Origin of the sequence: Isoptericola nanjingensis, assembly GCF_050311635.1 — a bacterium.
In the GTDB taxonomy this organism is placed as follows: domain Bacteria; phylum Actinomycetota; class Actinomycetes; order Actinomycetales; family Cellulomonadaceae; genus Isoptericola; species Isoptericola nanjingensis.
Genome location: NZ_JBNOZL010000011.1, coordinates 21,653 through 34,735 on the forward strand (window position 1 = coordinate 21,653; position 13,083 = coordinate 34,735).

The window sequence follows — 13,083 nt, forward strand, 5'->3', positions numbered from 1 at the left end:
GAGCGTCTTGACCGAAACACTCAGTTCGTCCGCTGCCGTCCCGAGGGTGACAAGGCGGGATCTACTCGTTTCCGCAATTCTGGTCCTCGGTGCCATGGCGGCCCTCCTCATGGTTCCTTCAGCAGGGAATGCACGACTGCTGACGATCCTTAGGTGTGCACGCCGGTCCACTGCTGACCACGGTCGCCGGGCGACGATCAGCCGGTTCCGGCATCGCCGTTCGCATCCCTGCCCCGACGCGCACGACGTTCGCTGAGTTCGTCGTGGAATGCGGACCCGACCCGTTCGGCGATCGCGTGCATACGTTCCTCGTCGCCGACGTGCTGGTACCGCAGCACGATCGTCGGGTTGTTGTGTCCGGCGATCGCCATGAGTTCGGCGAGCGTCGCGCCGGCCCGGGCGGCCCAGGTCAGGGCGGTGTGGCGCAGGTCGTGGATGTGCTGGTCGTCCAGGCCGACCTGCACCCTGACAGCTTGCCAGTTGCGCTCGACGATCGATGCGTGCAGGATGCCGCCGCGCTTGGCTCGAAAGACCATGCCATCTGGCCCTGGGCCCGCGAACTGTTCCAGGTGCTCGCGCAGAATCGGCACTACGAACGACGGGATCGCGACGTCCCGTTTGGAAGCCTTCGTCTTCGGTTCGCCGATCTCGTTGTAGCGCCCTGCCTGCTTGAGGTTGGAGGCGGATCCACGCACAGAAACTGAGGCACGCATGGGGTCGTCGAGGTTCAGGTGCCGACGCTGCAGCGCCCGCAGCTCGCCATTGCGCAACCCGGTGACCGCAGCCAACGGGACCAAGGCGGCCAGGTAGTCCGGCATGAGATCCGTCATCTGCCACATCTGCTCAGGCGTGAGCACGACCGGATCATGGACCGCCTCGTACCGCAGTGCCCCTTTGACCTTCGTGGGCGAGGCGTCAAGGAGCTCGTGGCCCACGGCGTCGTTGAGGATCGACGAGAGCACTTGGTATGCCGCGAACGCCGCTCCGCGCCCATCGTGCTTCTCAGTCCCACGACGGTGACGCGCACGCGCCTCCCGAGCGACCTGCGCGCGGAGCTCCGTGTACCAGTTGGTGACGTCGAGCCTCGTCAGTTGTGCGAGTGGGATGTCACCCAGTCCGGGCGCGATCCATTTCCTGAGGTTGTACTCGTAGCGGTACCTCGTGGACGGGCGGAGCTTCTTGCCGTCGATGGATCGTCGCGCCCATTCGCTCACAGTGATAGCTCGAGCCTGCGCCTGTCGGGCCTCGGCCTCGCGCACTCTGGGCGACTTCCACTGGCCGCGCTCGATGAGGATGCGCTCGTCGTTGAGCCATGCTTCAGCGGCCATCTTGTCGGCGAACACCCGCGAGTGCCGAGCGAAGTCGGGCCCGGTGTAGCGCGCCCGCCACCCGGTGGTCTTCTTCGTCTTGGCGTTCTTGCGGGCTTCCAGTTCGCCGAACGTGCGCTTCTGTCCGGACTTGCGTGCCATGGGCGGTCCTCCACCCATCAGGTGTCCCGCCGCCCCCATCTCGGTGGGGGAACGCGCGCACGCCCACACGCCACTTCGGAGGGCCGACCTGCGCAGACGTCCCGAATCTCATGGGGGAACAGTGGGGGAACGGGTGGCCCCTCGGGGCCACCCAGGTCCATCTGTGTCCACCCAGCGATTTCGGGAAATCGCAGGCCAGACGGCGTTTCTGCCGGTCATCGGACCGGCCGAAGCACCGAACCTCCTTTAGACGTTGAACCCCAGCATCCGCAGCTGCTCACGGCCCTCGTCGGTGATCTTCTCCGGACCCCACGGCGGCATCCAGACCCAGTTGATGCGGAAGCCGTCGACGAGCCCCTCCAGCGCGGTGCCGGCCTGGTCCTCGATGACGTCCGTGAGCGGGCAGGCCGCTGACGTGAGCGTCATGTCGATCGTGGACATGTTGTTCTGGTCCACCTGGATGCCGTAGACGAGGCCCAGGTCGACGACGTTGATGCCCAGCTCGGGGTCGATGACGTCGCGCAGGGCCTCCTCGACGTCCGCCGCCGTGGTGGGCGTGGGGGCCGCGGCCGGCTCGGCGACGGGCGGGGCGGCCGCCTCGGTCGTGTTCTCGGTCATCGTGTCCTCTCAGGTTCAGGTCGGCTTCAGCCCAGCGCGCCGCTGCGCGCCAGCGAGTCCTTGAGCGCCGCCCAGCCGAGCAGCGCGCACTTGATGCGGGCGGGGTACTGCGAGACGCCGGTGAACGCGCTCGCGTCGCCGAGGGCGTCCAGCGCGTCCTCGTCGTCCAGACCCTTGCCCCGCGAGGCCATGAGGTCGTGGAAGACGGCGTCCATGCGGGCGACGTCGGACAGGTCGTGCCCGGTGACGAGCTCCGTCATCACGGAGGCGGACGCCTGCGAGATGGAGCAGCCCTGGCCCTCCCAGGACACGCCGGACACGGTGGAGCCGTCGACGTCCACGCGCAGCGTGATCTCGTCGCCGCAGGTCGGGTTCACCTGGTGCGACTCCCCCGACCGGTGGTCGGCGGGCGGGTCGACGAGGCCCCGTCCGTGCGGGCGCTTCGCATGGTCCAGGATCACCTGCTGGTACATCTGCTCGAGCGAGCTCACTGCTGTCCTCTCCGCCTACGTCAGTCCACACCGAAGAACGCGCGCACGCCCGACAATGCTTCCCGGAACGCCGCGATCTCTTCGGCCGTGGTGTACACGGAGGCCGACGCGCGCGCCGTCGCGGCCACGCCGAACCGGCGGTGCAGCGGCTGCGCGCAGTGGTGCCCCACCCGGACGGCGATGCCCTTGTCGTCGAGCACCTGCCCGACGTCGTGCGCGTGCACGCCGTCGACGACGAACGAGACGACCGCGAGGCGGTCGCGCGCGTCGGCCGGCCCGACGATCCGCACGCCGGGGATCTCGCCGATACGCACCAGCTCGGCCGCGAGCTCCCGCTCGTGCTCGGCCACGCGGTCCATGCCGAGCTCGTCCAGCCACTGCGCGGCCACGCCCATGCCGACGGCCTGCGCGACCATCTGCGTGCCCGCCTCGAACCGCTGCGGCGGCGGGGCGTAGGTGGTCTCGGCCATGGTCACGACCTCGACCATCGACCCGCCCGTGGTCACGGGCGGCATGGCCTCGAGCAGCTCGCGCCGCCCGTACAGCGCGCCGACGCCCGTGGGGCCGAGCATCTTGTGCGCGCTGAAGGCGGCGAGGTCGACGTCCAGGGCGTGCAGGTCCACCGGCAGGTGCGGCACCGACTGGCACGCGTCGAGCACCGTGACGGCCCCGACCCTCTTCGCGGCGGCGACCAGCTCCGCCACCGGGGCGATCGCGCCCGTCACGTTCGACACGTGGCCGAACGCCACCACGCGCGTGCGCTCGGTGATCACGCTCGCGACGTCCGACAGGTCGATCCGCCCGTCGTCGTCGACGCCGAACCAGCGCAGGACGGCGCCGGTACGGGCGCACAGCTCCTGCCACGGCACGAGGTTGGCGTGGTGCTCCGCCTCGGTGACGACGATCTCGTCGCCCGGGGACAGGCGGAACCGCTCGGCGGCGGCACCGCCGCGCCCGGCCGTCGCGTTGGAGAACGCGTACGCCACGAGGTTGAGGGCCGCGGACGCGCCCGGCGTCCAGACGATCTCGCCCTCGTCGGCCCCGACGAACCTCGCCACGGCGGCCCGGGCGTCCTCGAACGCCTCGGTCGCCTCCTCGGCGAGCTGGTGCGCGCCGCGGTGCACAGCCGCGTTGCGCTGCTCGTAGAAGTCGACCTCGGCCTCGAGCACGACGTTCGGCTTCTGCGACGTCGCGGCCGAGTCCAGGTAGACCAGCGGCCGGCCACCCCGCACCGTGCGCCCGAGCAGCGGGAAGTCCGCCCGCACGGCCGCGAGCTCCGCCGCGGTGAGCGACGGGCGCACGGTGTCGGTGGTGGTCATGCTGTCCTCCTGGTGACGGCTCCTGGTCGAATGCTCGACGGGGAGGTCAGGCCATCGTCGCGCCGGTGCCGACGTACTTGTCGTAGCCGTTCTCCTCGAGCTGCTCCGCGAGCTCGGGGCCGCCCTCCTCGGCGATCTTGCCGTCGACGAAGACGTGCACGAAGTCCGGCTTGATGTAGCGCAGGATGCGCGTGTAGTGCGTGATGAGCAGCACGCCGACGTCGGTGTTCGACTTGGCGCGGTTCACGCCCTCGGACACGACGCGCAGGGCGTCGACGTCGAGGCCGGAGTCGGTCTCGTCGAGGATCGCGAAGTGCGGCTTGAAGAGCTCCATCTGGAGGATCTCGTGGCGCTTCTTCTCACCGCCGGAGAAGCCCTCGTTGACGGAACGCTCGGCGAAGGTCGAGTCGATGCGGAGGTTCTCCATCGCACCCTTGACCTCCTTGCCCCACGTGCGCAGGGCGGGCGCCTCGCCGTCGATGGCGGTCTTGGCGGTGCGCAGGAAGTTCGCCACGGACACGCCGGGCACCTCGACCGGGTACTGCATGGCGAGGAAGAGGCCGGCGCGGGCGCGCTCGTCGACGGTCATCGCGAGGAGGTCCTCGCCGTCGAGCGTGACGGTGCCGGAGGTCACCGTGTACTTCGGGTGGCCGGCGAGGGCCGAGGCGAGGGTCGACTTGCCGGAGCCGTTCGGCCCCATGATGGCGTGCGTCTCGCCCGAGTTGATGGTCAGGTCGACGCCGCGCAGGATCGGCTTGGCGCCTTCCTTGGTCTCGACGCTGACGTGCAGGTCGCGGATCTCCAGGGTGGGCATGCTTCGTGTCTCCAGGTCTGTGTTGCGAAAGTCTGAGGCAGGTCAGGACGCGACGGCGAGCCGCTCGTCGACGTCCACGAGGATGCGGTCGCCGTCCACGGTCACCGGGTACACCGGCACGGGCTGCGTCGCGGGGAGCTGGACCGGCTTGCCGGTGCGCAGGTCGAACTGCGAGCCGTGCAGCCAGCACTCGACCAGGCAGCCCTCGACCTCCCCGTCGGACAGGGAGACCTGTCCGTGCGAGCAGATGTCCGAGAGGGCGTGCCAGCCGCCGTCGGCGTCGCGGACGACGGCGACCGGGACCGGGGCCCCGTCCGCGCCGTCGAGCTCCACGAGCATGGCCTCCTCGGGGGCGAGGTCGTCGGCCATGCAGGCCAGCTGAGAGGTCATCGCCGCGTCACTCCGCGACGCCGGTGATGGCGCTCATCGACTTCTCCAGCTCCGCCTCGATCGACGCGAGCAGGCGCTCCTCGACCGACGGGACGCCGATCTCGTCGATCAGCTCGGCGAAGAAGCCGCGCACGACGAGGCGACGGGCGTCGACCTCGGGGATGCCGCGGGCCATGAGGTAGAAGAGCTGCTCGTCGTCGAACCGGCCGGTCGCCGACGCGTGCCCCGCGCCCTCGATCTCGCCCGTCTCGATCTCCAGGTTCGGCACCGAGTCGGCGCGGGCGCCGTCGGTGAGGACCAAGTTGCGGTTGAGCTCGTAGGTGTCGGTGCCCTCGGCCTCGGCCTGGATGAGCACGTCCCCGACCCACACCACGTGCGCGCCGGCGCCCTGCAGGGCGCCCTTGTACGTGACGCGCGACTTGCAGCGCGGCACGGCGTGGTCCACGAAGAGGCGGTGCTCCTGGTGCTGGTCGGCGTCGGCGAAGTACAGGCCGACCATCTCGACCTCGCCGCCCTCGCCCGTGAACGTCGCGTCCGGCGTGAGGCGCACGACGTCGCCGCCGAAGGTCACCACGACGTGCTTGAGCTTGGCGTCGCGGCCGATGCGGGCGCGGTGGCTGGAGGCGTGCACGGCGCCGTCGGCCCAGTCCTGCACGCTGACGACGGTGAGGTGCGCGCCCTCGTCGACGACGATCTCGACCGTCTGGTTGAGGGTCGCGTCGCCGCGGTGGTCGATGACGACGACGCCCTCGGCGTGGTGCTCGGCGTGCACCAGCAGGTGCTGCGCCGTGAGGTCCTTCGTCGCGCCCTCGACGCGCACGGAGGTGACGTCGGTGGCGACGGCCTCGGCGGGGAGCGTGACGACGGTGGCCTCGGCGGCCGCGTTCCACGCGGTCACCGCGGTGCGGTCGCCCGGCTTGCCGGTCGTGCCCAGGCGCGGGTCGTCCTTGCCGACGATCTCGACCTTGGCCTCGGGGGCCTCGACGACGGTCGTCAGCACGCCGCCGGCGCCGTGCTCCTCGCCGAACAGCGGCTGGAGCCGCGCCACCGGCGAGAAGCGCCACTCCTCCTCGCGCCCGGTGGGCACGGGGATGTCGGCGAGGTCGAACGACGTCTTGCGCTCGGCGCGCGAGCCCGCCGGCACGACGCCGTGGGAGTGGGCGCCGTCGGCCACGGCGCGGGAGTGATCGGTAGTGATGGCCATCAGCCGACGGACCCTTCCATCTGCAGCTCGATGAGGCGGTTGAGCTCGAGCGCGTACTCCATGGGCAGCTCGCGCGCGATGGGCTCGACGAACCCGCGCACGATCATGGCCATCGCCTCGGTCTCCTCCATGCCTCGGGACATGAGGTAGAACAGCTGGTCCTCGCTCACCCGCGAGACCGTCGCCTCGTGCCCCATGGACACGTCGTCCTCGCGGACGTCGACGTACGGGTAGGTGTCGGACCGGGAGATCTGGTCGACGAGCAGCGCGTCGCACAGCACGGTCGACGCGGAGTGCTTGGCGCCCTCGAGCACCTGCACCAGGCCGCGGTACGACGTGCGGCCGCCGCCGCGGGCGACGGACTTCGACACGATCGACGACGACGTGCGCGGCGCGGCGTGCACCATCTTGCAGCCGGCGTCCTGGTGCTGGCCCTCGCCCGCGAAGGCGATGGACAGCGTCTCGCCGCGGGCGTGCTCGCCCAGCAGGTAGATCGCCGGGTACTTCATGGTCACCTTGGAGCCGATGTTGCCGTCGACCCACTCCATGGTGGCGCCCTCGGCGGCCGTGGCGCGCTTCGTCACCAGGTTGTACACGTTGTTCGACCAGTTCTGGATGGTCGTGTAGCGCACGCGGGCGTTCTTCTTCACGACGATCTCGACGACCGCGGAGTGCAGCGAGTCGCTCGAGTAGATCGGCGCGGTGCAGCCCTCGACGTAGTGCACGTAGGAGCCCTCGTCCGCGATGATCAGCGTCCGCTCGAACTGGCCCATGTTCTCCGTGTTGATGCGGAAGTAGGCCTGCAGCGGGATCTCCACGTGCACGCCCGGCGGCACGTAGACGAACGAGCCGCCGGACCACACGGCGGAGTTCAGCGCGGCGAACTTGTTGTCGCCCGCCGGGATGACCGTGCCGAAGTACTCCTGGAACAGCTCCGGGTAGTCGCGCAGACCGGTGTCGGTGTCGACGAAGATGACGCCCTGGGCCTCGAGATCCTCGCGGATCTGGTGGTACACGACCTCGGACTCGTACTGCGCGGCGACGCCGGCCACGAGGCGCTGCTTCTCCGCCTCGGGGATGCCGAGCCGGTCGTAGGTGGCGCGGATGTCCTCGGGCAGGTCCTCCCAGCTGGCGGCCTGCTTCTCCGTGGAGCGCACGAAGTACTTGATCCGGTCGAAGTCGATCCCGGTGAGGTCGGCGCCCCAGTTCGGCATCGGCTTCTTGTCGAAGAGTCGCAGCGCCTTCAGGCGCGCCTTGCGCATCCACTCGGGCTCGTTCTTGAGCTCGGAGATGTTCTTGACGACGTCCTCGTTCAGACCGCGCTGCGCAGCCTCGCCCGCGGCGTCGCTGTCGCGCCAGCCGTACTCGTACGCACCGATCGAGTCGATGATCTCGTCATCGGACCGCTTCTCGGTGCCCTGCGCCGAAGCCGCCTGGGCGGCGTCCTGGGTGGGAGCGCTCATCGTGTTCCTTCCTGCGTGCCGCGGGTGCGGTGGGCCGGGGTGGGGAGGTTCTGGGGGGACGTCGGGGTGGAGACGATCGGGACGTTCGTGACGCACGCGTGCGCGCCTCCCGCGATCGTGGCGAGGCGCTGGACGTGCGTGCCGAGCAGCTCGGAGAACGCGCGGGCCTCGGCCTCGCACAGCTCGGAGAACTCCTCGGCGACGTGCTGCACCGGGCAGTGGCCCTGGCACAGCTGGACGGTGGGCAGCAGCGGGCCGCTCACCGGGCGGACCGAGGCGGCATAGCCGTCGGCCGACAGCAGGTCGGCGAGCTGGGCCGCGCGCTCCTGCGGGTCGCTGGCGGTCAGGCGCGGCGCGTACCGCGCGACCACGGCGTCGTACCGGTCGGCGGCGAACCGCGCCACGGCGTCCGTTCCGCCGGTCTCGCGCAGGTAGCGCATCACCTGGGCCGCGAGCTCGGAGTAGCCGCCCGCGAGGTCGGACTGCCCGCGGGCACTCACGACGTAGCGGCGGGCGGGGCGGCCCCGGCGGCCCGACGACGGACCGGCCTCGTGCACCGCGATGGTGCCGTCCTCCTCGAGGCAGGCGAGGTGCCGGCGGACGGCGGCGGAGGTGAGGCCGAGCCGGTCGGCGAGCTCCCCCGCCGTCACGGGGCCCTCGCCGGCGACGAGCTCCAGGACGCGGCGACGGGTGGTGCCGTCGGCCTCGGGCGCGCCGTCGAGCAGGCGGGGGTCGACGCGTGCGGGCGTGCGGTCGGTCGTGCTGGTCGGCATGCGCTCACCCCCGTGCGGCTCGTGGACCACCGGGGGCAAACCTCACCCCGGCGACGACGTCGATATAGGGAACATCCTTGTTGCGTAATCCAGGATGTCAAGCAAGGCAAGCCTCACCGGGGCCCGTCGAGAGCCCCGGTGTCGCGAACGTCACTCGTCGGTGACGATGCGGCCCTCGATGACCTCGCCCGGGCGGCCGCCCGCGCCCCCGCCGGACGCCTGCTGCCCGAGCTGGCGCAGCTTGATCCCGAGGGCAATCATCACGATCCCGATGATCACCGCGAACACGCCGATCACGATGGACAGGCCCACGATCGCGTCGGCCGGGTTGACGAAGCACACCACCGCGAGCGCCACCAGCAGCAGGCCCGCGAGCAGGTTCCACACCCACGACGCCCCGCCGCGCCGACGCATGGCCGGGACGACGAACAGCTGCAGGAGGCCGAAGATCAGGGCCCAGATGGCCACGAGGATGAGGACGACGCCGAGGAACACCTTCGGCAGGAGCAGCAGCAGGGCGCCGAACACCAGCGCGACCATCCCGACGCCCGTGTTCACCGAACCCGCCGAGGTGCCGCGCCGGCGGATCCCGTCGACGATGCTCACCAGACCGTCGACCAGCACGAACACCCCGAACACCTGGACGAGCAGCGTCGGCGTCTTGTCGGGCAGGAAGATCGCCAGGAGCCCGAACAGCAGGGCGAGCACGCCACGCACGACCGGCCAGTACCAGAGCCGCCGCGCCAGGGCTGCGACGTCCTGCGGCGGCGTGAACGCGTAGAAGGTCATGTCCGTCGTGCTCCTCGGGTCGTACGAGCGTGCGCCGCCCGGCCGGGCGACGTCCGTAGAATCTTCCGGTGCCCACCTCGATCGCGCCATCGGGCGCGGACGGCGCCACGCCGTCCGCGCACTCTGCCGAGGACCCGCGCGCCGGCTCCGTCGATCCCGCTGCCGGGGCCGCCGTCCGCGTGCGGGGCCTGGTCAAACGCTACGACGGGCGCGACGTCGTCGCAGGTCTGGACCTCGTCGCCGACGCCGGGGCGGTGACGGCCGTGCTCGGGCCGAACGGCGCGGGCAAGACCACCACCGTCGAGTGCTGCGAGGGCCTGCGCTCCCCCGACGGCGGCACGGTGCGCGTCCTCGGCCTCGACCCGGTGGCCGACGCCCGCGCGCTGCGCCCCCGCGTCGGCGTCATGCTGCAGGACGGCGGGCTGCCCACCGGCGCCCGCGCCGGCGAGGTCCTGCGCCACGTCGCCTCCATGTACGCGGCGCCGCGGGACCTGGGCGAGCTCGGCGAGCGCCTGGGCCTCGGGTCGTTCGCCCGCACCACGGTGCGGCGGCTGTCCGGCGGGCAGCGGCAGCGGCTGTCCCTCGCGGCGGCGGTCGTCGGGCGGCCCGAGGTGGTGTTCCTCGACGAGCCGAGCGCGGGCATGGACCCGCAGAGCCGCCACGCCGTGTGGGACCTCGTGCGCGAGCTGCGCGACGAGGGCACCGCCGTCGTCCTCACGACGCACCTCATGGACGAGGCCGAGGACCTCGCCGACCGCGTGCACGTCGTCGACCACGGCCGCCTCATCGCCAGCGGCTCCGTGCCCGAGCTCCTCTCCCCCGACGCCCAGGACGACCGCACGCTGCGCTTCGACGCCGCCGCGGGCCTCGACCCCGCCGCCGTCGCGGCAGCCCTCGACGCCGCCGGCGAGGGGCCTTGGGTGGTCACCGAGCCGCAGCCCGGTTCCTACGTCGTCGCAGGCCCCGCCGGCCCGCGTACCCTGGCCGTCCTCACGGCCTGGCTCGCCGACCACGACGTCCTCGCGAGCCGCCTCACCGTGGGCCGGCGCACGCTGGAGGACGTCTTCCTCGACCTGACGGGACGGCACCTGCGATGACCACCACCACCCCGCACCCGACCAGCGGCACGAGCCGGCCCGGCGCCGCCGCCCCCGCATGGCGCCGCGTGCTGTCCCAGACCGGGTTCGAGACGCGGGCCGTGCTGCGCAACGGCGAGCAGCTCCTCGTCACGATCGTGCTGCCGGTCATGGTGCTCCTCGGCCTGACGCGCACCAGCGTCGTCGAGATCGACACCGGCGGTCTGGACCGGATCGACTTCGTGACGCCGGGCGTGCTCGCGCTCGCCTGCGTCTCGACAGCGTTCACCTCGCAGGCCATCGCCACGGCGTTCGACCGCCGCAACGGCGTGCTGCGACTCCTGGCGACGACGCCGCTCGGGCGCGGCGGGCTGCTCGCCGGCAAGCTGCTCGGCGTCCTGGCCGTCGAGGTCGTGCAGGTCGTCGTCATCGGGGCGGTCGCGCTCGCGCTGGGCTGGCACCCCGCCGCGGGCGGGATCCTCGCGGCCGTCGGCGTCGGGCTGCTCGGCACGGCCTGCTTCACCGCGCTGGCGCTCCTGCTCGCTGGCACGCTGCGCGCCGAGGGCGTGCTCGCGCTCGCGAACCTCGTCCTCGTGCTGCTCGTCGTGGGCGGCGGCCTGCTGGTACCGCCGGCCCAGCTGCCCGGTCCGCTCGAGCAGCTCGCGACGTTCCTGCCGTCGGGCGCCCTCGGCGAGGCGATGCGGGGCGCGCTGCTCGGCACCGGCGTACCCGCGCTCGCGCTGGTGGTGCTCGCCGCCTGGACCGCGCTGCTGGGGTGGGCCGCGGCCCGCTTCTTCCGCTGGCAGTGACCAGGAGCTGACAGGACCGGGCCAACGTCACACCGTGGGGCGGCCGTCGCCGCCCGAACGGTCCGGACCGAGGGATAGCGTGGACCCGTGACCTCGCCGAGCCCCGCCGCGCCCGCCCCCGAGGCGGGTGCCGGCGCCACGCCCGACCGGACCGACCGCCCCGACCGCCTCGCCCGGTTCCGGCCCTGGACCCGCGGCGTGCTCCTGGCGAACGTCATCGGGCAGATCCTCGTCATCGGCACGGGCGGTGCGGTGCGCCTCACCGACTCCGGGCTCGGCTGCTCCACCTGGCCGATGTGCGAGCCCGGGCACTTCACGCCGGTGTTCCACGAGGCGTCCTCGATCCACTCGTTCGTCGAGTTCGGCAACCGCACCATGACGGGCGTGCTGAGCGTCATCGGCGTCATGGTGCTGGTCCTGGTGTGGACCGACCGGCGCCGGACCGAGTCGTACCGGGCCCTGGGCATCGTGCCCCTGGCGGGCGTGCTCACCCAGGCGGTCATCGGGGGCATCGTGGTGCTGCTGCACCTGCACCCCGGCTGGGTCTCCCTCCACTTCGGCGTCTCGGTCGCCCTCGTGTGGTTCAGCGCGTACCTGCTGCACCGGCACGGCGAGGGCGACGGGCCCCCGCAGCGCGTCGCGGGCCGCGGCGTCGCGACCACCGGCGCCCTGCTCGGCCTGCTGCTGATCCCGGTGGTGACGCTGGGCGTGCTCGTCACGGGCTCCGGCCCGCACTCGGGCGACACGGAGGTCGGCTACCGGCTGGCGCTCGACCCGCTGACCATGACGCGGGCGCACTCCGAGTCCGTGTGGCTGTTCCTCATCACCCTCGTCGTGCTCCTGGTGCTGCTGCACCGGGCGCCGGCCGGCCCGCGGGTCGCGGCCGCGCGCAAGGGCGCGTGGGTGCTGCTCGCGGTCACCCTGTCGCAGGGCCTCGTCGGCTACGTGCAGTACTTCACCGGCCTGCCCGAGATCCTCGTCGGCGTGCACCTGGTGGGCGCCGGCTGCCTCGCCTGGGCCACCGCGAACGCCGTCCTGAAGCTGCGCACCCGCGCCTGACGCAGGCGTCCCCGCGCTACGGTGCAGGCGTGCGCATCGAGGTCGACGGCCGCCCCGCGACGGCCGAGCAGGTCGCGTCCACGGACGGTCACTTCACCGCCATGCAGGTGCGTGGCGGCGGTGTGCAGGGCCTGGGCCACCACCTGACCCGGCTCGACGTCGCGCACCGCGAGATCTTCGGTCTCCCGCTCGACGGAGACCGCGTCCGCAGGCTCCTCCGGCACGCCCTCGCCGGTCAGGACGACGCCTCGGTCCGCGTCGTGCTGCGCGATCCGGAGCACGTCGCCGTGCAGGTGGGCGCCCCTCGCCTCGCCCCGACCCGTCCGCAGCGCCTGCGCTCCGTGCCGTACCTGCGCCCGTTCGCGCACCTCAAGCACCTGGGCGGCTTCGCGCAGGCGCAGTGGGCGCGGCAGGTCGGGCGCGAGGGGTACGACGACGCGCTGCTCGTCGGCCCGGACGGCGCCGTCGCGGAGTCGACGATCGCGAACGTCGGCGTGCTCGGGCCCGACGGCGGCGTGCTGTGGCCCGATGCCCCGCACCTGCGCGGCACCGGCCTCGCGCTGGTCGAGGAGACGACGCCGACCCGCACCGGTCCGGTGCACCTCGGCGACCTGCGCCGCGCCTCCGGGGCGTTCCTCGTCAACTCGATCGGCATCGTCGCCGTCGCGTCCGTCGACGGGACGGCCCTCCCGGACGCGACCGGGCGGGTGGAGGAGATCCGGCGCCGGGTCGCCGCCCTCCCGTGGGAGGCGCCGTAGCCGCTGGTCGGCGGGCGCATGACTGCCGAGGCGAGCGCGTGACAGCGCCGT

14 protein-coding genes are annotated in these 13,083 nt (G+C 72.1%); 4 read left to right on the forward strand and 10 right to left on the reverse strand.

The genetic code is table 11. The features are described 5' to 3' along the window. Positions 1-197 precede the first annotated feature (197 nt). The 10 genes from ACQP6G_RS20605 to ACQP6G_RS20650 all read right to left on the reverse strand — a co-directional run bounded on the left by ACQP6G_RS20605 (position 198) and on the right by ACQP6G_RS20650 (position 9,330). Positions 198-1,469, reverse strand: coding sequence for a tyrosine-type recombinase/integrase (locus ACQP6G_RS20605; RefSeq protein WP_429767163.1), 1,272 nt, complete (start codon positions 1,467-1,469; stop codon positions 198-200). Positions 1,470-1,715: 246 nt separating this feature from the next. Next, positions 1,716-2,087 carry a metal-sulfur cluster assembly factor gene (locus tag ACQP6G_RS20610; protein ID WP_429767164.1) on the reverse strand — a complete coding sequence of 124 codons (372 nt, stop codon included), beginning with the start codon at positions 2,085-2,087 and terminating at the stop codon, positions 1,716-1,718. Positions 2,088-2,113: 26 nt separating this feature from the next. Further along, positions 2,114-2,578, reverse strand: a complete 465-nt coding sequence (gene sufU / locus ACQP6G_RS20615; protein ID WP_429767165.1) for a Fe-S cluster assembly sulfur transfer protein SufU — start codon at positions 2,576-2,578, stop codon at positions 2,114-2,116. A 20-nt stretch (positions 2,579-2,598) separates the two neighbouring features. Then, a complete protein-coding gene (locus ACQP6G_RS20620; RefSeq protein ID WP_429767167.1) occupies positions 2,599-3,897 on the reverse strand; it encodes a cysteine desulfurase in 1,299 nt (432 codons plus the stop codon). A gap of 46 nt (positions 3,898-3,943) precedes the next feature. After that, the gene (gene sufC / locus ACQP6G_RS20625; RefSeq protein ID WP_429767169.1) at positions 3,944-4,711 is read right to left on the reverse strand and encodes a Fe-S cluster assembly ATPase SufC; all 768 of its coding nucleotides are present in this window, start codon (positions 4,709-4,711) and stop codon (positions 3,944-3,946) included. A gap of 42 nt (positions 4,712-4,753) precedes the next feature. Beyond that, complete coding sequence (locus tag ACQP6G_RS20630) at positions 4,754-5,101, reverse strand: non-heme iron oxygenase ferredoxin subunit (RefSeq protein WP_380316062.1); 348 nt, start codon at positions 5,099-5,101, stop codon at positions 4,754-4,756. Positions 5,102-5,108: 7 nt separating this feature from the next. Beyond that, positions 5,109-6,305, reverse strand: a complete 1,197-nt coding sequence (sufD, locus tag ACQP6G_RS20635) for a Fe-S cluster assembly protein SufD (RefSeq protein ID WP_429767170.1) — start codon at positions 6,303-6,305, stop codon at positions 5,109-5,111. Further along, positions 6,305-7,768 carry a Fe-S cluster assembly protein SufB gene (sufB, locus tag ACQP6G_RS20640; RefSeq protein WP_429767171.1) on the reverse strand — a complete coding sequence of 488 codons (1,464 nt, stop codon included), beginning with the start codon at positions 7,766-7,768 and terminating at the stop codon, positions 6,305-6,307. Before sufB ends, sufD begins: the two co-directional genes overlap by 1 nt. Then, the gene (locus ACQP6G_RS20645; RefSeq protein WP_429767173.1) at positions 7,765-8,541 is read right to left on the reverse strand and encodes a helix-turn-helix transcriptional regulator; all 777 of its coding nucleotides are present in this window, start codon (positions 8,539-8,541) and stop codon (positions 7,765-7,767) included. The genes sufB and ACQP6G_RS20645 overlap by 4 nt, the downstream gene beginning before the upstream one ends. A 150-nt stretch (positions 8,542-8,691) precedes the next feature. Beyond that, positions 8,692-9,330 (reverse strand): HdeD family acid-resistance protein, encoded by a 639-nt coding sequence (locus tag ACQP6G_RS20650; protein ID WP_429767175.1) that lies wholly within the window; start codon positions 9,328-9,330, stop codon positions 8,692-8,694. A gap of 179 nt (positions 9,331-9,509) precedes the next feature. On the opposite strand from ACQP6G_RS20650, the gene ACQP6G_RS20655 reads away from it, so the two are divergent. The 4 genes from ACQP6G_RS20655 to ACQP6G_RS20670 all read left to right on the forward strand — a co-directional run bounded on the left by ACQP6G_RS20655 (position 9,510) and on the right by ACQP6G_RS20670 (position 13,032). Continuing rightward, positions 9,510-10,427 (forward strand): ABC transporter ATP-binding protein, encoded by a 918-nt coding sequence (locus ACQP6G_RS20655; protein WP_429767206.1) that lies wholly within the window; start codon positions 9,510-9,512, stop codon positions 10,425-10,427. Continuing rightward, a complete protein-coding gene (locus ACQP6G_RS20660; protein ID WP_429767176.1) occupies positions 10,424-11,215 on the forward strand; it encodes an ABC transporter permease in 792 nt (263 codons plus the stop codon). Before ACQP6G_RS20655 ends, ACQP6G_RS20660 begins: the two co-directional genes overlap by 4 nt. A gap of 87 nt (positions 11,216-11,302) precedes the next feature. Continuing rightward, positions 11,303-12,274: a COX15/CtaA family protein gene (locus ACQP6G_RS20665; protein ID WP_429767177.1), complete on the forward strand. Its 972-nt coding sequence runs from the start codon at positions 11,303-11,305 to the stop codon at positions 12,272-12,274. 29 nt (positions 12,275-12,303) lie between these two features. Further along, positions 12,304-13,032, forward strand: a complete 729-nt coding sequence (locus ACQP6G_RS20670) for an aminotransferase class IV (RefSeq protein ID WP_429767179.1) — start codon at positions 12,304-12,306, stop codon at positions 13,030-13,032. Positions 13,033-13,083 lie beyond the last annotated feature (51 nt).

Coding starts and splice junctions, on each gene's coding strand:
- ACQP6G_RS20605 (WP_429767163.1), bottom strand. CDS start 1,469: ATGGCACGCAAGTCCGGACAGAAGCGCACGTTCGGCGAACTGGAAGCC.
- ACQP6G_RS20610 (WP_429767164.1), bottom strand. CDS start 2,087: ATGACCGAGAACACGACCGAGGCGGCCGCCCCGCCCGTCGCCGAGCCG.
- ACQP6G_RS20620 (WP_429767167.1), bottom strand. CDS start 3,897: ATGACCACCACCGACACCGTGCGCCCGTCGCTCACCGCGGCGGAGCTC.
- sufC (WP_429767169.1), bottom strand. CDS start 4,711: ATGCCCACCCTGGAGATCCGCGACCTGCACGTCAGCGTCGAGACCAAG.
- ACQP6G_RS20630 (WP_380316062.1), bottom strand. CDS start 5,101: ATGACCTCTCAGCTGGCCTGCATGGCCGACGACCTCGCCCCCGAGGAG.
- sufD (WP_429767170.1), bottom strand. CDS start 6,305: ATGGCCATCACTACCGATCACTCCCGCGCCGTGGCCGACGGCGCCCAC.
- sufB (WP_429767171.1), bottom strand. CDS start 7,768: ATGAGCGCTCCCACCCAGGACGCCGCCCAGGCGGCTTCGGCGCAGGGC.
- ACQP6G_RS20645 (WP_429767173.1), bottom strand. CDS start 8,541: ATGCCGACCAGCACGACCGACCGCACGCCCGCACGCGTCGACCCCCGC.
- ACQP6G_RS20650 (WP_429767175.1), bottom strand. CDS start 9,330: ATGACCTTCTACGCGTTCACGCCGCCGCAGGACGTCGCAGCCCTGGCG.
- ACQP6G_RS20660 (WP_429767176.1), top strand. CDS start 10,424: ATGACCACCACCACCCCGCACCCGACCAGCGGCACGAGCCGGCCCGGC.